20 protein-coding genes are annotated in these 24,387 nt (G+C 73.9%); 12 read left to right on the top strand and 8 right to left on the bottom strand.

What is annotated here, in order from left to right:
• Positions 1-53: 53 nt before the first annotated feature.
• Positions 54-1,484 carry an ATP-binding protein gene (locus D7223_RS14370; protein ID WP_120728864.1) on the bottom strand — a complete coding sequence of 477 codons (1,431 nt, stop codon included), beginning with the start codon at positions 1,482-1,484 and terminating at the stop codon, positions 54-56.
• The gene (locus tag D7223_RS14365; RefSeq protein ID WP_238161936.1) at positions 1,481-3,148 is read right to left on the bottom strand and encodes an NAD(P)/FAD-dependent oxidoreductase; all 1,668 of its coding nucleotides are present in this window, start codon (positions 3,146-3,148) and stop codon (positions 1,481-1,483) included. Before D7223_RS14365 ends, D7223_RS14370 begins: the two co-directional genes overlap by 4 nt.
• A 163-nt stretch (positions 3,149-3,311) precedes the next feature.
• Here D7223_RS14365 and D7223_RS14360 point away from each other — a divergent pair, with 163 nt between their 5' ends.
• The 5 genes from D7223_RS14360 to smpB all read left to right on the top strand — a co-directional run bounded on the left by D7223_RS14360 (position 3,312) and on the right by smpB (position 10,878).
• Entirely contained in the window at positions 3,312-5,519 is a 2,208-nt protein-coding gene (locus tag D7223_RS14360; protein WP_238161929.1) for a hypothetical protein, read from the top strand.
• Positions 5,520-5,722: 203 nt separating this feature from the next.
• Positions 5,723-6,079 carry a LysR family transcriptional regulator gene (locus D7223_RS33950; protein ID WP_272948691.1) on the top strand — a complete coding sequence of 119 codons (357 nt, stop codon included), beginning with the start codon at positions 5,723-5,725 and terminating at the stop codon, positions 6,077-6,079.
• A 126-nt stretch (positions 6,080-6,205) separates the two neighbouring features.
• On the top strand, positions 6,206-7,756 hold the full coding sequence (locus tag D7223_RS14350) for a right-handed parallel beta-helix repeat-containing protein (protein WP_120728862.1): 1,551 nt from the start codon (positions 6,206-6,208) through the stop codon (positions 7,754-7,756).
• 216 nt (positions 7,757-7,972) lie between these two features.
• A complete protein-coding gene (locus D7223_RS14345) occupies positions 7,973-10,342 on the top strand; it encodes a sigma-70 family RNA polymerase sigma factor (RefSeq protein WP_147252510.1) in 2,370 nt (789 codons plus the stop codon).
• 44 nt (positions 10,343-10,386) lie between these two features.
• On the top strand, positions 10,387-10,878 hold the full coding sequence (gene smpB / locus D7223_RS14340; RefSeq protein WP_120728860.1) for an SsrA-binding protein SmpB: 492 nt from the start codon (positions 10,387-10,389) through the stop codon (positions 10,876-10,878).
• A gap of 130 nt (positions 10,879-11,008) precedes the next feature.
• On the opposite strand, the gene D7223_RS14335 is transcribed toward smpB, so the two are convergent.
• The 3 genes from D7223_RS14335 to D7223_RS14325 form a co-directional block, all read right to left on the bottom strand.
• Entirely contained in the window at positions 11,009-11,413 is a 405-nt protein-coding gene (locus tag D7223_RS14335; protein ID WP_120728859.1) for a Fur family transcriptional regulator, read from the bottom strand.
• A 173-nt stretch (positions 11,414-11,586) separates the two neighbouring features.
• Positions 11,587-12,675, bottom strand: a complete 1,089-nt coding sequence (locus tag D7223_RS14330) for a hypothetical protein (RefSeq protein ID WP_120728918.1) — start codon at positions 12,673-12,675, stop codon at positions 11,587-11,589.
• Positions 12,573-13,730 (bottom strand): transporter substrate-binding domain-containing protein, encoded by a 1,158-nt coding sequence (locus tag D7223_RS14325; protein WP_238161928.1) that lies wholly within the window; start codon positions 13,728-13,730, stop codon positions 12,573-12,575. Before D7223_RS14325 ends, D7223_RS14330 begins: the two co-directional genes overlap by 103 nt.
• Before the next feature lie 194 nt (positions 13,731-13,924).
• Between D7223_RS14325 and D7223_RS14320 the strand changes: the two genes are divergently transcribed.
• From D7223_RS14320 to D7223_RS14305, 4 genes are read left to right on the top strand one after another with little or no spacing between them, the layout of a single operon-like run.
• Positions 13,925-14,347, top strand: a complete 423-nt coding sequence (locus D7223_RS14320) for a TOBE domain-containing protein (protein WP_120728857.1) — start codon at positions 13,925-13,927, stop codon at positions 14,345-14,347.
• A gap of 8 nt (positions 14,348-14,355) precedes the next feature.
• Positions 14,356-15,135, top strand: a complete 780-nt coding sequence (gene modA, locus D7223_RS14315; RefSeq protein WP_420330313.1) for a molybdate ABC transporter substrate-binding protein — start codon at positions 14,356-14,358, stop codon at positions 15,133-15,135.
• A complete protein-coding gene (locus D7223_RS14310) occupies positions 15,132-15,968 on the top strand; it encodes an ABC transporter permease (RefSeq protein ID WP_120728856.1) in 837 nt (278 codons plus the stop codon). The genes modA and D7223_RS14310 overlap by 4 nt, the downstream gene beginning before the upstream one ends.
• Positions 15,965-17,029: an ABC transporter ATP-binding protein gene (locus tag D7223_RS14305; RefSeq protein ID WP_120728855.1), complete on the top strand. Its 1,065-nt coding sequence runs from the start codon at positions 15,965-15,967 to the stop codon at positions 17,027-17,029. The genes D7223_RS14310 and D7223_RS14305 overlap by 4 nt, the downstream gene beginning before the upstream one ends.
• A gap of 141 nt (positions 17,030-17,170) precedes the next feature.
• Here D7223_RS14305 and D7223_RS14300 read toward each other — a convergent pair whose 3' ends face one another.
• The gene (locus D7223_RS14300) at positions 17,171-17,584 is read right to left on the bottom strand and encodes a type II toxin-antitoxin system Phd/YefM family antitoxin (RefSeq protein WP_120728854.1); all 414 of its coding nucleotides are present in this window, start codon (positions 17,582-17,584) and stop codon (positions 17,171-17,173) included.
• Positions 17,585-17,773: 189 nt separating this feature from the next.
• On the opposite strand from D7223_RS14300, the gene D7223_RS14295 reads away from it, so the two are divergent.
• Both D7223_RS14295 and D7223_RS14290 read left to right on the top strand, forming a co-directional pair.
• Positions 17,774-18,574, top strand: a complete 801-nt coding sequence (locus tag D7223_RS14295; protein ID WP_120728853.1) for a hypothetical protein — start codon at positions 17,774-17,776, stop codon at positions 18,572-18,574.
• Positions 18,575-18,652: 78 nt separating this feature from the next.
• Positions 18,653-19,231, top strand: a complete 579-nt coding sequence (locus D7223_RS14290; RefSeq protein ID WP_120728852.1) for a TOPRIM nucleotidyl transferase/hydrolase domain-containing protein — start codon at positions 18,653-18,655, stop codon at positions 19,229-19,231.
• 27 nt (positions 19,232-19,258) lie between these two features.
• Here the strand turns inward: D7223_RS14290 and D7223_RS14285 are convergent, their stop codons facing one another.
• Positions 19,259-19,729: a hypothetical protein gene (locus tag D7223_RS14285; protein WP_120728851.1), complete on the bottom strand. Its 471-nt coding sequence runs from the start codon at positions 19,727-19,729 to the stop codon at positions 19,259-19,261.
• Between the two features lie 211 nt (positions 19,730-19,940).
• On the opposite strand from D7223_RS14285, the gene D7223_RS14280 reads away from it, so the two are divergent.
• The gene (locus D7223_RS14280; RefSeq protein WP_120728850.1) at positions 19,941-23,411 is read left to right on the top strand and encodes a ThuA domain-containing protein; all 3,471 of its coding nucleotides are present in this window, start codon (positions 19,941-19,943) and stop codon (positions 23,409-23,411) included.
• A gap of 97 nt (positions 23,412-23,508) precedes the next feature.
• Here D7223_RS14280 and D7223_RS14275 read toward each other — a convergent pair whose 3' ends face one another.
• A complete protein-coding gene (locus D7223_RS14275) occupies positions 23,509-24,312 on the bottom strand; it encodes an inositol monophosphatase family protein (RefSeq protein WP_120728849.1) in 804 nt (267 codons plus the stop codon).
• Positions 24,313-24,387 lie beyond the last annotated feature (75 nt).

Below are 24,387 nucleotides of genomic sequence, written 5' to 3'. Positions count from 1 at the left end.
GTGTCTGCGGGTGATCGGCGTGTCGAACGCGTGTGCCAGAAGGCGTGTCGCGCTCAGCCGGCCGGCTCGACCCGCCACGGCAGCAGCACCCGGAACACGGTGGCGCCCGGAACGGACTCCACCCGGATGTCGCCGTGGTGCTTGCGGACCACGATCCGGTACGAGATGTCCAGGCCCAGCCCGGTGCCCTCGCCGACCGGCTTGGTGGTGAAGAACGGCTCGAAGATGCGCGGACGCACCTCCGGCGGGATGCCCGACCCGGTGTCGGCCACCTCGACGGCCAGCCGTTCCCCGTCGCGGCCGGTGCGGACGGTCAGGGTGCCCTTCTCCCCCATCGCGCCCAGCGCGTTGTCGACGAGGTTGGTCCACACCTGGTTCAGCTCCGCCGGGTACGCGGGGATCGGCGGCAGCGTGCGGTCGTACTCCCGGACCAACCGGACCCCGGCGGGCAGCTTGCCCTTGAACATGGCCAGGGTGGCGTCGAGCAGGTCGTGGACGTCGACCACCTGGTGCGGTGCGCGGTCCAGCTGCGAGTACTGCTTGGCCGCGCCGACCAGGCCGGAGATCCGGGTGACCGCGTCGCCGATCTCCCGCATCAACAGCTCGGTGTCGACCGTATAGGTGATCCACCGGACCGCCGCCTCCAGGTCGGCCGGGCCGACCGCCGCCTCCACGTGGGCCAGCCACGCCACGTCCAGGCCGCCGGCGACCAGCGTCGGCGCCAGGTCCCAGCCCCCGCCCACCCCGCGTTCGTCCAACCAGTCGGACACCTCGTCCTCGGCGTCGGCGGCGGCCATCGCGCCCAGCGGCGGCGCGCCCGCCGCCCGGGCCACCGCCTCCTCCTGCAACGCCACCAGGCCGTGCAGGTCCCGGCCGTCGAGCCGGCCGTCGGCGATCATGGCCAGCTTGTGCCGCATGCCGGCCACCCGCTCGCGCAGCGTCGCGGTCGCCCGTACGGCCGCGCCGGCCGGGTTGTTCAGCTCGTGGGTGAGGCCCGCCGACAGCGAGCCCAGGGCCAGCAGGCGCTCCCGCTCACCGACGATCGTCTGGGTGTCCCGCATGCCGAAGAAGAGGCCCTCCAGCAGGTGCATCGCCATCGGGAACCAGGACCGCACCGCGTGCGCGAAGTCCTCCGCCGGCAGCACGAAGAGGTCCGCCTCGTCGATCGCCCGCAGGCTGTTGCGGTAGACCTGCTCGACCTGCTCGTCCAGGTACGCCTGGGTGGCCCCGCCGTACACACCCCGCTGGTCGGTGCGGTTGACCTCCACGTCGTCGCCCCGGACCCGCCGGCTCATCGACACCGTGCCCCGCAGCAGCACGAAGAAGCAGGTCGCCGGCTCCCCCTCGGCGTAGACCAGGGTGCCGGCCGCCCGCCGCTCGACCCGGCCCTGCTCGGCCAGCCAGGCGAGCTGGGCGTCGTCCAGGGACTCGAAGAGGAACAGGCTCCGCACCTCGTCCGGCGTCAACCGATCCGCGGTGGTCATTGGGCCTCCAGGTAGCGGTGGACCAGGGACACAGCCATCGCGCCCTCGCCGACCGCCGAGGCGACCCGCTTCACCGACTCGGCGCGCACGTCACCGGCGGCGAACACGCCGGGCAGGCTGGTCTCCAGGTGGTACGGCTCGCGGGACAGCGACCAGCCCGGTGGTCGCCGCCCGCCGGCCACCAGGTCCGGCCCGGTGACCAGGAAACCCCGCCGGTCGCGCACCACGGTGCCGTCCAACCAGTCGGTACGCGGCTCCGCGCCGATGAAGATGAACAGCCACGACGCGTCGACGGTGCGGGCCTGCCCGGTGCGGGTGTCGCAGAGGGTGAGGCGTTCCAGGTGGTCGGTGCCCTCCCCGCCGGCCACCACGGTGTGCGGGTGCACCCGCACGTTGTCGATCCGCTCCAGCTGGTCGATCAGGTACCTCGACATCGAGGCGGTCAGGTCGGCACCCCGGATGAGGATGTGCACGCGGGTGGCGTACCGGGAGAAGTGCACCGCCGCCTGGCCGGCGGAGTTCGCCCCGCCGACGACGTACACGTCCTGGTCGACGCAGCTCGGCGCCTCGGTCGCGGTGGAGCCGTAGAACACCCCCCGGCCGGTCAGCTCGGCCAGGCCGGGGGCGTCGAGGACCCGGTAGGCGACGCCGGTGGCCAGCACCACCGTGTGGGCGGCGATCCGGCTGCCGTCACCGAAGCTCAGCACCCGGGCCGACCCGGCGTCGGCCAGCCCCACCACCTCCCGGGTGGTCAGCAGCTCCGCGCCGAACTTCAGCGCCTGCCGGCGCGCGCGGTCGGTCAGCTGCGCGCCGGACACCCCGTCGGGGAATCCGAGGTAGTTCTCGATCCGGCTGCTCTGCCCGGCCTGACCGCCGGTGGCCCGCCGTTCCACCAGCACCGTCCGCAGGCCCTCGGAGGCGCCGTACACCGCCGCGCCCAGCCCCGCCGGACCGCCGCCGACGACCACCAGGTCGTAGAAGTCGGCGGCCGGGGCGACGGTCAACCCGACCAGCGCGGCCAGCTCCGTCTCGGTCGGGGCGACCACCGCCTTGCCCTCGGCGGTCACCACCAGCGGCACGTCCGCCTCGCCGGCGCCGGCCGCGGCCAGCAGCCGACCGCCCTCCGGGTCGTCGGCGAGCAGCCACCGGTACGGCACCAGGTTGCGGGCCAGGAAGTCCCGGACCGTGAAGGAGGGCGCCGACCAGCGGTGCCCCACCACGCGCAGCTCGACCGACGCCGCGTCGGGGGTGGCCGCCCACGCGTCCAGCAGGGTGTCCACCACCGGGTAGAGCTTCTCCTCCGGCGGGTGCCACGGCTTGAGCAGGTAGTGGTCGAGGTCGACCAGGTTGATCGCGTCGATCGCCGCGTCGGTGTCGGCGTACGCGGTGAGCAGCACCCGCCGGGCCGCCGGGAACAGGTCCATCGCCCGTTCCAGGAACTCCACCCCGGTCATCTCCGGCATCCGGTGGTCGGCGAGCAGCAGCGCCACCTGCTCGCCGCGGAGTTTTATCTCGCGCAGCGCGTCGAGGGCCTCCGGGCCGGAGCCGGCCCGCACCACCCGGTAGCGATCGCCGTAGCGCCGCCGCACGTCCCGGGCCACGGCCCGGGACACCACCGGGTCGTCGTCGATGGTGAGGATCGCCGGGTTCGCCATGGCGCCCATGAAACCACCTCCGCCGTCCGCCGCCCACCCGGCCGACACCGCCGGGGTTGGTGGCCGGCGCAGCGGGTAGTCCACCGGGCCGCGCGGGCGGCGGCGGTGGTCCGGTCGGCGCCACCGCGAGAGGGCTGCCGGGGGGTCGATGTCGGAAGGACCAGCACCGTCGGTGGAACCGGTCGAGGCCGGGGACGTGGTCGAGTTGCGTGTGCACGGGGTCTCCGGCGCGGGCGCCGAACAGGTGCTCGACCGCCCGAACGTCCAGCAGGTGGCCGGGGACGGCTCCGGCGGGTTCTACCGGGTCCGGCGCGGATACCCGGAGCGGACCGGGGCGGGCGGGGTGGTGCTGGAGGCGTACCGGTGGAACGACCTGCCCTCCGGGACGGCGGTCCGGACGTTGTCACTGGTGTTCCTTCTGCCTTTCATGCTCTGCAACGTGGCGACCTGGATGCGCCCGGTCACCCGCACGTACCCTCGGGCGGTCAAGGGCCTGAGCCGGGTGCTCGCGCTGAGCCTGACCATGCTCTACGTGCTGGCCGCCGCCGGCGTGGCCCTGGACCTGCTCGCCTGGAAGTGCCTCGCCACGCCGAGCTGTCTCACCGGGCGGACCTGGCTGTCCTGGCTGGGCGGCCAGCCGGTCGGCCTGCGGCTGGCGGTGCTGTCGCTGCTGCCGGTCGCCGCGGTGGTCATGGTCTGGCGGCTCGGCGCCCGGCCGGGCAGCAGCTTCGCCGCCTTCCGCGGCTCGACGGTCACCGAGGGCTCGCACCAGTTGAGCGCGGTCGGCCAGTGGGACGGCGCGCCACTGGTCGGGCGGCTGCGGTTGATCCACGTGGCGGCCGCCTTCGCCACCCTGGACCTCACCCTGCTGACCGCCCGACTGGCCGGTGGCGGATCCGTGGCCGCGGCGGCCCTGCTGGTGCCGACCGTGGCGATCCTGGTGACCTGCCTCGTCCTGGTCTGCCTGCACTCGCTGATCGACTCGGTCGGCCCGCACCAGCGGGTGGACCTGCTCTGCCGGGCGTTGCTGGCCGGGGCCGGCGCGTCGACCGTACTGGTGGTGGTCCTGGTGGCGGCCGACCCGAGGCCCTGGGCCGACGGCGGAAGCCTGCCCGGCTACTCGCTCACCATCGCCACGCTCTTCGCGACCCAGACGGTGCTGCTGTTCGCGCTCTGGGGCGTGGTGCTGCGGGAACGGCTCGGGCAGCCCGACGGCGGAGCGCGGCGCGGCTACGGCACACCGGTTCTGACCAGCGCCGCCGCCGGGCTGGCGGTGGCGTTCTCCGCCGAACTGGTGTACCGGGTGGCGGACCTGCTGGACCGCAACGCGCCGACCGCGGACCGGCTGGCCACCGGGCCGCCGCTGCCGTACAAGTGGGCGATCTTCGGGTTCTTCCTGGCGGTGGTGATCGCGCTGGCGGCCAACGCGTTCATGGTGGTGCAGTCCCGGCCGACCCGGCGACGCGCCGCCGCCGATGCGGTGGCCCGGGACTTCCCGCACGCCCCGCCGGAGGCGGCACCCCGGCTTCGCCAGGTGGTCAAGATCGTCGCCCGGGCGGCGTTCACCGAACGGCTGGAGTCCCTCGGCGTGGTCTTCGCGTGGCTCGCCGGTCTCGGCATGGCGACCAGCACCCTCGGCCTGCTGCGGCTGACCCCGGGTCCGGTCGTCGAGGACGTCACCGGCGTGCCGGCCGGGCTGGTCGAGTTCGGCATCATGCTGGGCAGCTACGTGATCGCCGGGTCCGTCCTCGTACTGCTGGTCGGCGGGCTCTTCGCCTACCGGACGATGGAGTTCCGGCGGTACGTGGGCGTGCTGTGGGACCTGGGCACCTTCTGGCCCCGGGTGACGCACCCGTTCGCGCCGCCCTGCTACGCCGAGCGGGCCGTGCCGGAGCTGAGCCGGCGGATCACCTGGCTGGTCGAGCAGGGGCACCGGGTGCTGCTCACCGGGCACAGCCACGGATCGGTCCTGCTCGCCGCCACCGTGCTGCAACTGCCCCCGTCGGTCTGCGGTCGGGTGGCGTTGCTGACGTACGGGTCGCCACTGCACCGCCTCTACGAACGGTTCTTCCCGGCGTACGTGGGCGGCGACGTGCTGCGCGACGTGGGTGACCGGGTCGGCTGGCGGTGGCTGAACCTCTGGCGGGACACCGACCCGATCGGCGGCTGGATCTTCTGCCCGCACCGCCTCGGCGACCCGCCCACCGTGGCCGGGCCGGCCGGGTCGGTGGACCGGCGACTGCGCGACCCGTGGGACGTGGTCCCGCCGCCCGGCGACAGCGTGCCGCCACCGGTGTGCGGGCACTGGCCGGGCGAGTCCGACCCGCGGTTCGCCGCGGCGGTGCGGGAACTGGCCGACCGGCTGCGCCGCGCCGGCTGACCACCCGCGCCGGCCGAGCGCCGGCAGGTCAGCAGGGAACGGGACGGCCGCCGCGGAAGAGGCCGCCGGTGGGCCGGACGGCCGATCCGCGGGTTTCTGTTACGCACCCGCGGCACGGCGGGTCTCCGGACCGGTCAGCCCGATCCGGGGCCTGCCGAACAGGAGGACGACACCGTGCCACAGCAGCACATGACCCCATCCACGTGCCGTACGGCCGGGAGGCGCGGGCGGTGAACTGGGGAGATCTGACGGCGTTCCGCGCCGTCGTCGAGGAGCTGAGTTTCACCAGGGCCGCCGCACGGCTGCGGATCGCGCAGCCCGCCCTGTCGGTGCGCATCCGCCGGTTGGAGCGGGAGCTCGGCACCCGGCTGTTGGAGCGGACGACCCGCAGCACGCGGGTGACCCCGCAGGGCCGGGCCCTCGCCGACTGGGTCGACGAGACCGCCCGCAGTTGGGACCAGGTCCGGGCGGAGGTCTCCGGCGTGGTCGCCGCACGTGCACCCGGTCATGCCGACACCATTAATAATTGTCCGCGGATAAATGCGCGGCGCGTTTCTTAAATCCGCCATAACTATCACCACCAAGTTGCACCGGACAGTCCTTCACAGCTAATTTCTGAGCGCTCACACAACCGGTCGCGACCATTTTTGCCGACCGGGCAGCAACCGTCGAAAGGTGCACGACAGATGTCGGCTCAACAGTCCGGCGCGCGACGCCGGATCCGGTCCCTGGCGACCCCGGTGGGGCTCGCCCTGGCGCTCGCTGCCACCGTCCTGACCGGATGCGACCCGACCGGGAAGACCGCCGCGCCGGCAAGCCCGACGGCCCGCCCGTCGGCGGCGGCCAGCCCGACCGGGGACGGGGTCACCGGACCCCGCCCCACCACCGCGGCACCCGCCACGTCCCGGCCGGCGCCCACGCTCGCGCCGCCGACGCCGACGCCGGTGCCGGGGGGCCGGACCGCCGGGGCCGGCATCGGCGGCCCCACCTGGGGTCCGGACCGGTTGCCACCCACCCGAGGCGGCCGCTACCTGTACGTCTCCGGCCGGGGTGACGACCGCAACGACGGCCTGAGCCGCGCGCGACCACTGCGGACGCTGGCTCGGGCGGCCCGGCTGACCGACCCCGGCGACACCGTCCTGGTCGACGACGGCGAGTACAGCGCCCCGGGACGACCGACGGTGGTCGCCATCGAACGCTCCGGCACCGCCGCCCGGCCGATCACCTGGGCCGCCCTGCCCGGCGCGCGGCCGACCGTCCGGGCCACCGGCTTCCACGGCATCTGGGTGCACGCCTCACACATCATCGTCGTCGGCTTCACGATCACCGGGATGGAGGGGAAGCTGAGCAGGGCGCAGATCGCCGCCGCCGCCCGCGGCGACGTCAGCGACCCGGCCGTCTCCAACAGCTGCATCAGCGTCTCGGAACTGAAGAACGCCAACCCGCTGCGCCCACCGACGCACGTCCAGGTGTGGGGCAACTCGGTGAGCGGATGCACGCTGGGCGGGATCGTCACCCAGCTGGCCGACTACGTACGGGTGGAGTACAACGTCTCGACCGGCAACGGGTTCCGGTCGTCGTGGGGCGGCAGCGGCATCTCCCTGCACGGGAACTTCGACTCCGACCGCAACACCGGATACCGCAACCACGTACGCGGCAACGTCAGTTGCGACAACGCGAACTACAACCGGAGCCACGCCAGCGGTCTGACCAAGGTCCAGGACGGCAACGGCATCATCATCGACTACTTCAACCGGCCGCCCCGGGCGAGCAGGGCGTACACCGGGCGGACGCTGATCGAGAACAACATCGTCTGCCGCAACGGCGGCCGGGGCATCAACGTCTTCAACAGCTCGTACGTGGACGTGGTCAACAACACCGCGTACCACAACGCCTGGCACCCGGAGATCGACGGTGACCTGACCATCGTGCGGGGCACCGACGTGCGGGTGGTGAACACCATCGTCGTCGCCCGGCCCGGCGAGATCGCGCTGTCCGCCGGCGGGACGAACGTGCGCCTGGATCACAACCTGGTGGTCGGTCCCTACCGGGCACCCGCCGACCGTGCCCTGCTGACCGCCGACCCCCGGTTCGTCGACCCCGTGAAGGGCGACTTCCGGCTGCGGCCGGGAAGTCCCGCGATCGACCGCGGTACCCGCACGCTCGCCCCGAGGACCGACGCGCACCGTCGACCCCGGGCCGGCGTGGCGGACCGCGGCGCGGTCGAGCGGGGCTGAGGCGGGACCGGCCACTCACCTCCGGGTGCCGGACGAGCGCCGGCACCCGGAGGACCGCGCATTCATAATCGGTACGACATAATTGTCGCCCGACTCGTGCGCGCTTTCGCCGGGCGCCCGGCCCGGCGACATCCCCGATCCCGCCGCGACTATTCTCAGCGCGCCGGGCCACGACATTCCGGTGGCCCGGCGGTGGATCCGGAAAGGGCCGGTCACGTGACGACTGACGCGTACGACAGGCGGCGCCGGCTCGGGCCGGACGACGACGGACTGGTGGCCGCCGCCCGTGGTGGGGACCGCGCCGCCTTGGACGCGCTGCTGCGGGCGTACCTGCCGCTGGTCTACAACGTCGCGGCCCGCTCGCTGGATCGGGCCGACGCCGAGGACGTGGCGCAGGAGACGATGCTGCGCGCGGTCGCCGGGCTGGACCGGCTGCGCGACCCGGGCCGCTTCCGCTCGTGGCTGGTGGCGATCGCGCTCCGGGAGACCCGCCGCTTCGGTGGGCGGCGCGGCGCCGACCAGCGGTGGCGCGCCGACGAGGGGCCGGAGGACCTGCCGACCGGCCGACCGGGACCCGACGACGACGCGGTACGCCGGGTCGAGATGGCACGGCAGCGCCGGCACCTGGCGGCCGGGGCGCGCTGGCTCGACGCCGACGACCGTGAGCTGCTGCACCTGTGGTGGCTGACCGAGGCCGACGCGCTGGACCGGGCGGAGTTGCCGGCGGCGCTCGGCATCTCCCCCGCCCACACCCGGGTGCGGCTGCAACGCCTGCGCGAGCGGCTGCGGACGGCACGGCTGATCGCCGAGGCGATCGACGCCGTCCGATCGCCGGACGGCTGCGACGTGTTGCGGGCGCTGCTGCGCGGGTGGGACGGCCGGCCCGCACCGGTGTGGCGCAAACGCATCGCCCGACACCTCGACGGCTGCGCCGCCTGTGGCGGAGCCGACCTGCTGCCGCCGGAGCGCCTGCTGGCGGCCGTACCGCTGCTGGTGCCGCCGGTCGACCTGGCGGGCGCGGTCGTCGAACGGCTGGCCGGCGCGGTCGCGGCGTCCGGCCCGTCCGGCGGCGCCGCGGCCGGTGGCGGGTCGGGCCCGGCCGGCCCGGCCGTGGCCAAGGCCGGCGCCGCGGTGCTGGCCGTGGTCGCCGTCGTGCTCGCGGTCGGCATGATCCTCGTCGACCCGCCGGGACGGCCCGAGCGCGCGATCGCCACCGCGCCGACCCGGCCGGGCAGCGTCCCGGCGGCGACCTCGGCCGCGCCGGTGCGGCCGACCCCCTCGCCCGCCGCACCGGCCGGCCCCGTCGCCGGCGCCGGCACAGGCGGACCCACCTGGTCGGCCGGCCAGCTCGCCCCCCGGGACGGCGGTCGCTACCTGTACGTCTCCGGCCGTGGCGACGACGGCAACGACGGCCGGAGCCGGGCGGAACCGCTGCGGACGCTGCGACGGGCGGCTCAGCTCACCGAGCCCGGCGACACGGTGTTGGTCGACGACGGTGAGTACGTCGCGCCCGGCCGTCCGGACGTGCTGCCGATCGAACGCTCCGGAACGGCCGACCGGTGGATCACGTGGGCGGCCCTGCCCGGCGCCCGTCCCGTGGTCCGCACCACGAGTTGGAACGGCATCCGGATCCGCGCCTCGTACGTCACGGTGGCCGGCTTCACGGTGACCGGGCTGCGCGACGAGCTGAGCGCGGCGCAACGGGAGGCGGCGCGCCGGGGTGACACCTCCGACCCGGCGATCTCCGGCAACTGCCTGTCGGTGGCGGAGCTGCGCAACGCCGACCCGCCCCGCCGTCCGCACCACGTGGTGGTGTGGGGGAACACCGTGACGGACTGCCCGCTCAACGGGATCAGCGCCCAGTTCGCCGACCACGTGACGATCGCCCACAACGTGGCCGCCCGCAACGCCTGGTGGTCGCCCCTGGGCGGCAGCGGCATCTCGGTCAAGAACACCTGGAACTCCGATAATTCGACCGGGGTGAAGATGGTCGTGCGGGGCAACGTCACCTACGACAACCAGAACCTGGTGCCCTCGGTGGGGACCGGCAAGATCACCGACGGCAACGGCATCATCGTGGAGTCGACCGACAACACCGACTTCCGGGGTGCCCCGCTGTTCCAGACCCCGTACGCCGGTCGCACTCTGGTGGAGAACAACGTCTCCTACCGCAACGGCGGGCGCGGGATCAACGTGTTCCGGACGGCGCACGTCGACGTGGTCAACAACACCCTGTACCGCAACGCCGCGCACCCGGACATCGACATCGACCTGGCGGTGACCGACTCGCGGGACGTGCAAGTGGTCAACAACGTGGTGGTGCCCGGCCCGGCCAGCCCGGCCGCGGCGGTCTCCCGGTCCACGCGGGTGCGCTTCGACCACAACCTGCTCGTCGGCCGCACGCTCGGGGTCGCCGACGCGGCGCGGCTGGGCGGTGACCCCCGCTTCGTCGACCCGGCGGCCGGCGACTTCCGCCTGCGGCCCGGCAGCCCCGCGGTGGACAGCGGCGCCGAGGGCCCGGCGACCGACGTCCGTCGCGTGGCCAGGACCGGCCGGGTGGACCGGGGCGCGTTCGAGAGCGGCTGAGCCGGCCGGCGACGGCCAGTGGCGGTGGCGGATATCCTCCACCGGTGAGCGCCGCCCGGCAGACCGACCGCACGCTGATCGCCTCGAACAAGAAGGCGCGGCACGACTACACCGTCCTGAAGACGTACGAGGCGGGCATCGTGCTGTCCGGCACGGAGGTCAAGTCGCTGCGCGAGAGGCGGGCGTCGCTGGTCGACGCGTTCGCGCAGGAGCGCGACGGGGAGCTGATGCTCTACGGGCTGCACATCGCCGAGTACGGCTACGGCACCTGGACCAACCACGCGCCGCGCCGCACCCGCAAGCTCCTGCTGCACCGGGTGGAGATCGCCCGGATCCTGGAGAAGCTGCGCGAGGGCGGGGTGACCCTGGTGCCGCTGTCGATGTACTTCTCCGGCGGCTGGGCCAAGGTGGAGCTGGCCCTGGCCCGGGGCAAGCGGTCGTACGACAAGCGGCAGACCCTCGCCGAGCGGGACGCGCAGCGGGAGATCGCCCGCGAGCTGGGCCGCCACCTCAAGGGCCGTCCCCGCCGGGGCTGATGCGGAGCTGCTGGCCTGGGTGGAGCCGGCGAACCGGGCGGTGCTCGCCCGCCTCACCGAGGTGGTCGACGCGACGCCCGCAGGACTGGAAGGCCGGGATCGGGGCGGGCGGGCGCGGCGGGCGGGGCGGTCAGCGGGCGCACTGGGCGCAGGTGCCGAAGATCTCCAGGGTGTGTCCCACGTCGGTGAAGCCGTGCTCGGCCGCGACCTGGTCGGCCCACCGCTCGACGGCCGGGCCGGCCACCTCGACCGCCCGGCCGCAGGACCGGCAGACCAGGTGGTGGTGGTGTCGACTCTGGCTGCACCGGCGGAACAACTGCTCGCCGCCGGGCAGCCGGGTGGAGTCGATCTCACCGGCGTCGACCAGCAGTTGGAGGGTGCGGTAGACGGTGGTCAGCCCCACCTTGGCGTCCCGGTCGCACAGCATCCGGTGCAACTGCTGCGCCGTGTGGAAGCCCTCGACCTCCCGGAGCAGGGTCAGCACCTCGGCGCGCTGCCGCGTGTTCCGGGCCACGTTCGGGATCGCCTGCGTCACCGTACCCTCGCCATCTCCCCAGCCCGGGCCACGGTCGGCGGCCCGGTCGCCGACGTCAGGGCCGGCAGCACCCATTATGCGCGTGTCCCGTCGCGGCGGCCGGTCGGGCCGCCCCGCGACCCTCGCGGCCGGCCGTGCCGCGCGGGGACCGGCCGCCCCGCTCCCCCACCGGCTCACCGGGGCAGCGGAGGCGTCGGTGCCGGCGGGCCGTCCACCGGCACCCGCCCGACGCAGCGCGGATCGGGCTCGTCGACCGGCTGCCGGGGGATCATCCAGTCCAGCGCGGTGTCCTCGACGTGCCACCCGTAGACGTCGATCCGGCTGACCGGTATCCGCCCGGGGTCGGGACAGAGGCGTTGACCGCGCACCTGGTCGTTCGGGAGGAACCGGACCTCACCACCCCGGTCCAGCACGATGGTCATCCGGTCGGTCACGGCCACCGCCTGACCCCGGACGACCTCACGGGTGGGGCCCGCCTCCGGCCCCACCTCCACCGCCACCTCGGGCAGCAGCGGCACCCGCAGGAAGACCACCCCCATCACCACCGGCACCACGGCGGCCACCGTGTAGGCCAGCGCGCGGGTCAGCCCCGGCGCGACCCGCCGCGGCAGCGGGCCGGTCAGCACCGCCACCCCGGCCGGTGGCACGAGCAGCAGCAGGGCGGTGAACGGCTCGACTGTGAGGGCGGACAGCGCGGCCGGGGCCAACCAGGCGTAGCCGGCCGCGGCCACCGTCACCGGCAGCAGCAGCCCGGTGACCAGCAGCAGGCGCGGCCGGTCCGGGTGACGGTGCCGGGTCCGCAGGGCCAGCACCGCCAAAGCGAGCATCGCCAGCAGCGGCAGGAACCGCAACTGCCAGGTGAGCGCGGCCAGCCCGACCGCCGCGACCAGCACCCAACCGGGCGTACGGGTGGTGCCGTAGGCGAGCAGCGACCGCTCGGTGTCGAACCGGTCCGGCGCGCTGACCCGGAGCAGCCGGCCGAGCAGCCCCAGCACCAGCACCACCAGCGGGAACGCCCAGATCAGGGCGATCAGCAGCGCGCTGAGCAGGCCCAGCGGGCTGACGTACTGCACCAGCAGCAGCATCGTGGGCATGTCCTGCCGGCTGAGCCGCCACAGCCGCAGCACCAGCAGCAGCACCGGGAACGCGGGCAGCAGGGTCAGCAGCCACTGTTGCGCCTGCTGCGCCGGGCGTGCGCCGGGACGGCGGTCCGGACGCCCGTCGCCGGCCGGTTCGGCGTCGGCAGCGCCCACCTCTCCCACGGCCACTGCCGCACCTCCACCAGTTCCTCGGGGTCCGGTTCCGGCTGCCGGGAGACCGCCACCTGCTGTTGTTCGCTGTATCGCTGCTCGGCGCCCAGGTAGCGGTCGAAGGCCCGCTTCCACCGGTCGCCGTCCGGGCCGGCGAAGGACTCCTGCAACGAGAGGTTGACCAGGTCGCGGACGGCCGGGTTGGTGCCGGTGTTGATCCCCCACTTCTCGGGGGTCTCGTCGCCGATGTCCCAGTGCGCGAGTTCCTTGCGGTTGTTCAGGGCCACGGCGGGTGGCAGCTCGCCGGGCGGGCGGGGGCCGACGAAGCCGGCGAGGATCGCCGCGTCCGTGGTGACCGCTGCCACCTTCCCGTCGTAGAGATCCTGGATGCAGTCGCTGATCCGGTTCTTCCCGACCACCGTGGCGCCGACGTCGGACAGGCTCGGCTCCGAGCTGGTGGCCTTCTCCAGGCTCTGCTCCGAGGTCGAGGTGGCCAGCGTGCAGACCTTCCGGTCGGCGAGGTCGCGCAGGCTCGACACCGCGCGCCGGTCGGACTTCAGCGTCACCACCGACTGTTCGGTCTCCAGGTAGGGGAAGGAGAACACCACGCCGTCGGCCTTGCGCTCCTCGGTGATGCTGTACGAGGCGACCACCAGGTCGACGGTGACGTAGCTGCCGTCGGTGTTGCGTGCCTGCCGCCGGGCCCGGTCCTCGCTCTGGATGGCCAGCAGGGTGACCTCCGGCGCGTCGAACCCGAGGTCCTCGGCGACCATGTAGGCGATCTCGATGTCGAAGCCCTCGAAGGTGCCGTTGGTGAGTTTCTGCGACACGCCGGGCTGGTCGTCCTTCACCCCGATGAGCAGCTTGTCGCGCTTGGTCAGGCCGGCCCGCTCCCGTAGCTCGTCCCGGGTCGGCGGACCGGTGGCCACGATCACCCGGACCACGGCCACCGCGATGACCGCGAGCAGGACCACCAGCGCCGCCAGGCGCAGCCGCCGCGACCGCGACGAACCGGCGGCGGGGTCCGGCCCGGGCAGCACGTCGTCGGATCCCCGTGCCTGATCCACTTCAGCCTCCCCCGCCGCCGACACCGTGAGTGTCCATTGTGCTGCACATCGTTCTCGGCCCGGCATCCGGCGAACGGTTCGGCGGGTCGGGGCGCCGACGACGCCGTACCTGCGAGGGCTCGGCCGCCAGAACGCCGCATCTGCGGCTGCGGGCCCTCTTTCGGATCGCAGATGCCGGAACGTATGGTGCTCCGGTGGAGATGTTCCGGATCGGTGAGGCGGCCGACCTGCTCGGGGTCAGCGCCGACACCGTCCGGCGCTGGATCGACGCCGACCGCCTCGCCGCGGTCCGCGATCCGCAGGGGCACCGGGTGATCGCCGGGAAGGACCTGGCCGCGTTCGCCCGCGGACGGTCGGCCGACCCGGACGAGCGGGCGGACGCCTCGTCGGCCCGCAACCGGCTGCGCGGCATCGTCGTGAACGTCGTGAAGGACACCGTGATGGCCCAGGTGGACATCCAGGCCGGGCCGTTCCGGGTCGTCTCGCTGATGAGCCGCGAGGCGGTCGACGAGTTGGACCTCACCGTCGGCTCGCTGGCCGTGGCCGTGATCAAGTCGACCACCGTGGTGGTGGAACGGGTCGCCCCACCGGGCGGCCGGGGAAGGACCGCGCCGTGAGCCGAACCCTGTCGCGTACCGTCCGGGCGGTCGTCGCGGTCGTCGCGGTCGTCACCGTCGCGGCGCTGGCCGCCTGCGGCGGCACCGGCCCCGGCGGCGGGTCCGGTGGGTCCGGCGGCGCGGTGACCGTCTTCGCGGCGGCCTCGCTGACCGACTCGTTCACCCGGATCGGCAGGGACTTCGAGGCGGCCAACCCGGGCACCGCCGTGGTGTTCAACTTCGCCGGCAGTTCCGCGCTGGCCACCCAGATCGACCAGGGCGCCCCGGCCGACGTCTTCGCCGCCGCCGCGCCGACGCCGATGGACACCGTCACGAGGGCGGGCAACGCCGACGGCGAGCCGGCGGTCTTCGTCCGCAACCAGCTCGTGATCGCCGTCGCCCCGGGCAACCCCGCGGGCGTACGCGGGCTGGCCGACCTCGCCCGGCCCGGCCTGAAGGTGGCGCTCTGCGCCGAGCAGGTGCCGTGCGGTGCGGCGGCCCGGCGGGTCCTGGACGCCGCCTCGGTCACCCTCACCCCGGTCACCCTGGAGCAGGACGTGCGCGGGGCGCTGGCCAAGGTGAGACTCGGCGAGGTGGACGCCGCCCTGGTCTACCGGACCGACGCGCGGGCGGCGGCCGCCGAGGTGGCCGCGGTGGAGTTCGCCGAGTCCGCCGGGGCGGTGAACGACTACCTGATCGTCGTCCTCGCTGACGCGCCCCACCCGGACGGGGCCCGCGCCTTCGTCGCGTACGTCCGCTCGGCGCCGGCCCGGGCGGTGCTCGCCGGGGCCGGGTTCCAGTCGCCGTGACCCCGGCCGCCACCGATCCGGCAGCGGGCGCGCCGGTGCGGACCCGCCGCCGGCCCGGCCGGGTACCGGTAGCCCTGCTGGTGCCGGCCACGCTGGGCCTGGTGTTCCTGGTCCTGCCAGTGGCCGGACTGCTCGCCCGCGCCCCGTGGGCCACGCTGCCGCAGCGGCTGGCCGACCCGGCCGTGCTCACCGCGCTCCGGCTGTCGTTGCTCACCGCCACCCTGGCCACCCTGCTCTGCCTGCTGCTCGGCGTGCCGTTGGCGTGGCTGCTGGCCCGCGTCGAGTTTCCCGGCCGCCGGGTGGTCCGCGCCCTGGTCACCGTGCCGCTGGTGCTGCCGCCGGTGGTCGGTGGCGTGGCGCTGCTGCTGGTCTTCGGCCGCCGGGGTCTGCTCGGCGAGTGGCTGGACAGCGCGTTCGGCCTCACCCTGCCGTTCACCACCACCGCGGTGGTGCTCGCCGAGGCGTTCGTGGCGATGCCGTTCCTGGTCATCGCCGTGGAGGGCGCGCTGCGCGGGGCCGACCCGCGGTACGAGGAGGCCGCGGCGACCCTCGGCGCCGGCCGCTGGACCACCTTCACCCACGTCACGCTGCCGCTGGTCGCCCCGGGACTGGCCGCCGGTGCGGTGCTGTGCTGGGCCCGGGCGCTCGGCGAGTTCGGCGCGACCATCACCTTCGCCGGCAACTTCCCCGGTCGCACCCAGACCATGCCGATCGCGGTCTACCTGGCGCTGGAGACCGACCTGGAGGCCGCCGTGGTGCTCAGCCTGATCCTGCTCACCGTCTCGGTGGTGATCCTGGCCGGCCTGCGCGACCGCTGGCTGACCGGCCCGTGACCGCGCCGCTGCTGGACGCCCGCCTGGTCGTGGACCGGGGCACGTTCCGCCTGGACGTGCCGGTGACCGTGGCCGCCGGGGAGGTCGTCGCGGTGCTCGGGCCCAACGGCGCGGGAAAGACCACCGCGCTGCGGGCCCTGGCCGGGCTGCAACCGCTGACCGCCGGCCACGTCACCCTCGGTGGCGTCGACCTGGACCACCCGGACCGGCGGGCGTGGACGCCGGCCGAGCGTCGCCCGGTCGGCGTGGTCTTCCAGGACTACCTGCTCTTCCCCCACCTGAGCGCCCGGGACAACGTGGCGTTCGGGCCGCGCCGGCACGGCGTCGACCGGCGCACCGCCCGCCGGACCGCCGACGAATGGCTGACCCGGGTCGGCCTGTCCGGGTACGCAGGCCGCCGGCCCGGGCAGCTCTCCGGCGGTCAGGCGCAGCGGGTCGCGCTGGCCCGCGCGCTCGCCGTCGCGCCCGCGCTGCTGCTGCTCGACGAACCACTGGCCGCCCTGGACGCCCGCACCCGGCTGGACACCCGCGCCGAGCTGCAACGGCACCTCACCGCGCACGGCGGCGCGACCGTGCTGGTCACCCACGATCCGCTGGACGCGCTGGTGCTGGCCGACCGGCTGGTGATCGTGGAGGGCGGCCGGGTCGTGCAGGAGGGCGACGCGGTCACCGTCACCGCCCGGCCGCGCACCGACTACGTCGCCCGCCTCGTCGGGCTCAACCTGTACCGGGGCCACGCCGCCGGGCACACCGTCCGGGTCGGCGACGGACTGACCCTCACCGTGGCCGACCGGCTCGACGGCGAGGTCTTCGTGGCCTTCCGGCCGGCCGCGGTGGCGCTGCACCCGCACCGCCCCGACGGCAGCCCCCGCAACACCTGGCCGGCGACCGTGGTCGGCGTGCAACGGCACGGCGACAACCTGCGGGTACAGCTCGACGGGCCGATCGCGGTGGCCGCCGACGTGACACCGGCCGCCGCCGCGCAGCTGCGCCTGGCGCCGGGCCAGCCGGTCTGGGCCGCGGTCAAGGCGGCGGAGACGAACGCGTACCCCGCGACGTGACCCCGCCGGCCGTCAGCGCCGCGCGCCCAGCGGCACGGCCAACCAGCAGCCACCGGCGGCACGGGGCGGCCTGCGAGCGCCGCCGCCGATCGGCCCCACATCGCGGCCTGCCAGCGGCGCGGACGGCCGGTGGATTCGGGCTCAGTCGGCCAGCAGGTCGGCGTGGGCGGCGCGCAACCGGGCGAGGGCCGGGTCGCTGCCCGGGGTGACCCGGCGGTCCAGCTCGGCCCAGACCTCGGCCAGGGCGGCGGTGACCGCACGCAACTCGGCGGAGTGCCGGCGGGCGCTGAGCCGGTGCGCCTCCTCCAGCCGGCGGGCCCAGCCGGCGGTGACGGTGGCCAGCCGGTCGGCGTCGGCGCGGGCCTGCGCCCGGGTGCGGGCGGCGGCGGCCGGCACGATCGCGGCGACCGGCCGCGGATCGCCGTCGCGGGTCACCACGGTGACGGTGTCGGTCAACTCGGCCAGTGCCACGATCTGGGTGAGCCGGGTCCGGGCCTCGCGCAGCGGCACCGCGCGGGGTTGGTCGGCGTGCGGGGTGAGGGCGGGGACAGCCATGGATGCATGGTGCCCCCGGGGTACGACACATTCCGGTGCCCGTACCGCCAGGACGCCACGCACCGGTGTGCCGCCGGCGGCGGTCCGGCTCCGTTGTGGACACCCGGTCGACGTCCGACCGTCGGGTTAGGCTGCCCGCCCGACGTCGGGCTACCGGCGGAGGACCGCCACGGCCGGGAGGAGGCGACGATGACGACGGCGACCTGGCGGCTCGCCCACCAGACGGCCCGGTGGTGCCGGTTCGCCGTGGTGACCGTCGACGTCGCGCCGGCGCCGCGGCCCGAGGTCCGGGTCACCGGCGTCGTCGCCGGCATGCGTGACGAGCGGCGGGAGGTGGAGCTGGGGGCCCGCGCCGCGTTGCGCCGCCTGGCGGGCGCCGGCCCGTTCGTGGTGACGGTGACCGGCATCCGGGCCACCGTGGTCGACACCGGCGTGGGCGACCTGCACGAGGCCGCCGCGCGGGCGGTGTGGCAGGCGGCCGGTGGCGTCGCGGAGCGGCTGCGGTACGCCGGCTTCGGTGAGCCGGAGCTGGTGGCGGCCTGGCTGCGGGACCGTCTCGGGCTGCGGGTGGAGAGTGTCACCGAGGCACGGCCGCAGCGACCCGGGGCGCGCGACGTGGACCCGGTGGGCCCGGTGCACGCGTGGTTGCACCCGGCCGGTCGACCACCGACCCGGCTCGACCCGCGCGGTGGCGAGCTGCTGCTGCGCACCGGTGATCCGTACCCGTCGTACCGCACCGGCGAGGGCGTGGTGCGGGTGGGGCCGGCGGGGCCACCGGATCCCCTCGCCGACCTGGTCGGCGAGCGGCTCACCGGCGGCGCGGTCCTGGTCGCGCCGGCCACCGGTGCCTGCGCGGGGTTGCTGCTGCGTGCCGGAGCGCGCGAGGTGCTCGTCGCCGCGGCGGGTGACCGGTGGGTGCTGGCGCGGGATCCGGCGCCGTCGGCGGTGGCCGCGACCTGGCAGGTCCGCGGCCTGGACTCCTTCGGATGAGCCGGCGCGGCGGGCAAAGGACATGCGCGCACCGGTGGGTCGGGGTGATGATGGCGGCCCACACCCCGGGAGGTCGCCGTGCACGTCGAACCGGTGCCCGCCGACACCCGCGCGGTGGTGCTCGTCGAGGGCGCGAGCGACCGGGTCGCGGTACGCACACTGGCCGCCCGGATCGGCCGGGACCTGGACGCCGAGGGGGTCCGGGTGGTGGCGATGGGCGGGGCCACCAACATCGGCCACTTCCTCGACCGGCTCGGACCGGCGGGTCGGCGTCTGCGGCTGGCCGGGCTCTACGACCACGCCGAGGAGGGCTTCTTCCGGCGCGGCCTGGAACGCGCCGGGCTGGGCGTCGACCTGACCCGACCGGCGATGGCCGCGCTGGGCTTCCACGCCTGCGTCGTCGACCTGGAGGACGAGTTGATCCGCGCGCTCGGGGCCGACCAGGTCCGGTGGGTCGTCACGCAGGCCGGTGACCTCGCCTCGTTGCTGCTGTTCCAGCGGCAGCCGGCACAGCAGGGCCGGCCGGTCGAGGCGCAGTTGCGGCGGTTCCTCGGCACCCGGTCCGGGCGCAAGGAGGCGTACGCGCGGCTGCTGGTCACCGCGCTGGACCCGGACCGGGTGCCACGGTCGCTGCGCGCGGTGCTCGACGACGTCTGACCGTGCATCCGGGCGGGCTGACCCGCGCTAACGGAGATGACCGGGGGCGACCGTGCCGTCCCGCGGCAGGTGGGTGCGCAGGGCGGCGAACTCGGCGACGGTCAGCCAGGACGGATTCGCCGCCATCGGCTGGCGGAACACCTCCGCACCGGCCAGCCGCCCGTCGGCCCGCAGCGCCGTCCGGCGTACCCGGCGGGCCTCGTCCAGGACGGTCAGGTCCAGTGGCACGGTCCAGGCCGCGCCCGGATCCCCGGCGAACGGCGGGCCGGCGACCCGGCCGACGCCCCACACCCCGTACGGCAGTCGCCCCCGGCTGCCGCTGGCCCAGAACACGACGGGGTCGCCGGTCCGCATCAGGTCGGCGCGGTAGCCGGGGCGTACGCACCAGGAGTCGACCCGTGGGTCGCGGGCGAAGCGGGCCGTGAGGTCGACGCGGTCGGCGTTTCCCTTGAGCAGCCACGCGCCGAGATCCTCGATGGTCACCCGCCGGTCGGTCATGCCCGCCATCCTCGCCCGGCCGGTCGGGGTTCGCACCGCGACCCGCCCCCGCCACGGGTCCTGCCGCCGTCCTCGGTGGTGCCTGCCATCCATTGAGGAAAACGCTTACCCGAGGGTATTGACGGTAACGAGTATGTGTCGCTAGGTTGGGGCGGCCGGCGAGAAAGCGCTTTCCACCGCCTGATCGACTCCATCGACAGGGAGCGCCCACATGCCCCGACGCCACCTCCGCGCGTTCTGCCTCGCCCTGCTCGCCGTGGTCACCGTCCTGGCCACGGCACCCGCCCCCGCCCAGGCCGCGCCCCGCTTCCGCGTCCTGGTCTTCTCCAAGGTCACGAACTTCTACCACTCGTCCATCCCGGCCGGTAAGACCGCGATCCAGCAGCTCGGCGCGGCGAACAACTTCGAGGTGGTCGTCACCGACGACGCGATGGCCTTCACCGACGCCAACCTCGCCGGCTTCGACGCCCTGGTCTTCAACAACACCAACTCGCTGCCCACCTCGGGCGACCTGCTCAACGCCAGCCAGCGGGCGGCGTTCCAGAAGTTCATCCGGGACGGCGGCGGCTGGGTCGGCCTGCACGCGGCGACCGCCAGCGAACGCGACTGGCCCTGGTACGAGGGCCTGGTCGGCACCATCTTCGACTACCACCCGGACTTCTCCTCGACCGGCGGGGTGTACCCCGGCCGGATCAAGGTCCTGGACCGGGCGCACCCGTCCACCAGGAACCTGCCGGAGCTGTGGGAGCGCAGCGAGGAGTGGTACAACTGGAAGACCAATCCCACCGGCAACGTGCACACCCTCGCCCAGATCAAGGTCCGCGACGGCATCAACGGCCTGGACGAGGGCGTCGACCACGCGTACTCCTGGTGCCACCGCTACGACGGCGGCCGGTCCTGGTACACCGCCGGCGGGCACAGCAGCTCCTCGTTCAGTGAGCCGGCGTTCCTGGAGCACCTGCGGTACGGCATCGAGTGGGCGGCCGGCGCGGCGGCCGGCGACTGCGGGGCCACCGAGACCAGCAACTTCGAGCGCGTCGGCCTGGTCACCGAGAACCTCGCCGACCCGTTCGAGCTGGCCGTCGCGCCGGACCGGAAGGTCTACTACATCCAGCGCACCGGCGCCCTGAAGGTGGTCAACCAGGACACGCTCCAGGTCACCACGCTGCTCGACTTCGCCTACAGCTCCGCCATGACCGACCAGTCCGACGGGCTGATCGGCATGACGCTGGACCGCAACTTCGCCACCAACGGGTGGATCTACCTGCTCTGGTCGGACAAGACCCTGAAGCAGCTCAACCTCTCCCGCTTCACGGTGGCGAACAACGCGGTGGCGATGTCGTCGGAGAAACGCCTGCTGACGATCCCGACCTTCCGTGGCGAGGGCCGGGCGAACTCGCACATGGGCGGCTCGCTGGCGATGGACGCCGCCGGCCGGCTGTACGCGGCGATCGGCGACAACACCGACCCGTTCGCGTCCAGCGGGTTCACCCCGATCGACGAGCGCGCCGGGCGGGCCGCCTGGGACGCGCAGGCCACCTCCGGCAACACCAACGACCTGCGCGGCAAGATCCTCCGGATCACCCCGCAGGCGGACGGCACCTACACCGTCCCCACCGGCAACCTCTTCGCGGCGGGGACGGCGAAGACCCGGCCGGAGATCTACGCGATGGGCATGCGGAACCCGTTCCGGGTCACCGTCGACCCACTGACCAACGCGGTGCTGGTCGGCGACTACGGACCGGACGCCCGGACGGCCGATCCCAACCGCGGTCCGGAGGGGACGGTGGAGTTCAACCGGATCACCTCCGCCGGCAACTACGGCTGGCCGTACTGCGTCGGCAACAACATCCCGTTCAACGACTACAACTTCGCCACCGGCACTTCCGGGGCGAAGTTCAACTGCGCGGCGCCGGTCAACAACTCCCCCAACAACACCGGCCTGACCAACCTGCCGGCGTCGAGGTCGGCGCTGGTCTGGTACGCGTACTCCGCCTCCAGCCAGTTCCCCGAGGTGGGCACCGGCGGCGGCGGCCCGATGAGCGGCCCGGTCTACGACTACAACCCGGCCAACACCCGGACCACCAAGTTCCCCGAGTACTACGAGGGCAAGTGGTTCGTCTACGAACTCACCCGCCGGTGGTTCAAGACGCTGTCGGTGCACAAGACCGCGCAGACCTTCACCGACGCCCGCTTCGGCCCGACCAACGTCGGTGACCTCCAGTCCATCAACGGGGTTCTCGGGGGCATGTCCTGGATCCAGCCCTTCGAGGCGGAGTTCGGGCCGGACGGTTCGCTCTACGTGATCGACTTCGGCGAGGGCACCGGCAGCGGTCGGGGCGGCAGCAACGCCGGCGCCGGCATCTACCGCATCGACTACGTCGCCAATGGCCGTCCGCCGACGGCGAAGATCGCGGCGAACAAGGACAGCGGCCCGGCGCCGCTCGCGGTGACCTTCTCCTCGGCCGGATCGGCCGCCGGGGACGGCTCGTCGCTCAGCTACGCCTGGGACTTCACCAACGACGGCACGACCGACTCCACGGCGGCCAACCCGAGCTTCACCTACCCCGGCGCGGGGAAGTTCACCGCGCGGCTGACCGTGCGCAACAGCGGCAACGGGTTGACCGCCACGGCGGTGACCGACGTGGTGGTCGGCAACACCCGGCCCACCGTCACGATCACCATTCCCGACGGCGGATTCTTCGACTTCGGCGACAAGATCCCGTACACGGTCACCGTCACCGACCCCGAGGACACCACGATCGACTGCGCGAAGGTGGTGGTGCAGACCCAACTCGGACACGATGCGCACGCCCATCCGCTGGACATCTACACCGGCTGCTCGGGGGTGCTGTCCACCGAGGCCGACGCCGGTGACGGTCACGGTCCGGGGCAGAACCTCTACACCGTGGTGACCGCCCAGTACACCGACGGCGGCGGCGCCGGCGGGACACCGGCGCTGGTCGGCTCGACCAAGGTCCAGTTGCAGCCGAAGAGCAAGGAGGCCGAGCATCTCAGCTCCTCCTCCGGGGTGACGGTCTTCGACCGACCCACCGCCCGGGCCGGGAAGCGGATCGGCGACATCGACCACAACGAGTGGGTCGCGTACGGTCCGGTGAACCTGAAGAACATCGGCTCGGTGACGGTCGGCGCGTCCTCCGCCGGCACCGGCGGGGACGTCGAGTTCCGGGTCGGCTCACCCACCGGCACCCTGCTCGGCAAGGCCACCATCGCGCCCACCGGGAGCTACGACAACGTGGTCTCGCCCACCGTCACGCTGACCAACAAACCCACCGGCACGTTCACGCTCTACGTCACGTTCGTCAACGCCGCCCAGCCCACCAGCGGCACGCCGGACCTGATGGCCTTCGACTGGCTGCGCTTCAACGGCGCCGGGGTGAAACAGGAACCGGCCGGGTCGTCGCTGTCCCTGGCGGCCACCCCGACCGGCGGCGCCGCGCCGCTGACGGTGAACCTGACCGCCACGGCCACCGCCGGGGCTGGCCAGTCGGTCACCGACTACGCGTGGGACTTCGGCGACAACAGCGCCGTGACACACGGCGCCGCGCTCCGGACGACCAGCCACGCGTACGCCCGCAAGGGGACCTTCACCGCCCGGGTGACGGTCACCTACAGCACCGGCGAGACCCGCTCGGCCAACGTGACGGTCACCGTCACCTGACCCGGAAGCACCACGGATCCGGCGGGCGGGGACCTGGTTCCCGCCCGCCGGGTTCTGTCCCGCCCGGCGGGGCAGGTGCCGAACAGCGGAATACCCGTCAGTCCCTTCGCCGGCCCTGGTGGCGGACAAGAGTGAGCAGGGCGGCATGCGTCTGCTCGTCGGCGGCTGCGACGAGACCGCCGATGCCGGTGTGGACCGGTTGGCCGTCGATCCCGGTGACCACACAACCGGCCGCCTCACAGAGCGCGATACCGGCGGCGAAGTGAACGCTGTCGCGCAGCTGGCCGTCGGTGACGTAGGCGGCGCGGCGGCCGGCGGCGACCCAGGCTACCGCCAGGGTGGTGGAGACCACGCGCGGGCGGAACCGCTCGGTGAAGCTCTCGTCGGCGAGCATCCGGGCCGCCGAGAAGACGTCGCCGTTGGGAAAGGGCGGGTCGAGGTTGACATCGACCAGCCCGGAGTGGGCGGACGGCTCGAGCCGCTCGTCCCCGCCAGCGCGACGCACGTACGCGGCGACGCCATCGGTCCAGAACACCTCCCTGGTGAACGGATCGGCAGAGGCGGCCACCGCGACCCGCCCGCCGGTTCGTAGAGCTACGTTCACCGAGGCCAGCAGGTTCCCCACCGCGTAGTTCACGGTGCCGCACAACGGGTCGACCAGCCACCCGCGACCGTTGTCGCCGGTGCCGGTACGCCCGCTCTCCTCCCCCACCACCAGGTCGTCCGGGCGCGCACCGCGCAGGACGTCGAGGATGGCCTTCTCGGCCTCGATGTCGGCTGTGGTGGCGAAGTCGCCCGCGGACTTCGGGAAGTGCGTGAGCGATGATCCGTAGTGGGAACGCACGACCGCCGCCCCGGCTTCCGCCGCTTCGATGGCCAGCTCGTGATCGCTGATCGACATGTGGGCACCATAGATGCCGCCTGCTCCCGGGACGCATGGTCGCCCCGCCCTGGCAGGCCATCACTCATCGGACGT

This window comes from Micromonospora endolithica (genome assembly GCF_003626595.1).
Taxonomy (GTDB): Bacteria; Actinomycetota; Actinomycetes; order Mycobacteriales; family Micromonosporaceae; genus Micromonospora; species Micromonospora endolithica.
The sequence above is the reverse complement of the archived record's forward strand: the minus strand, read 5'-3'. Positions and strand labels throughout refer to the sequence as shown.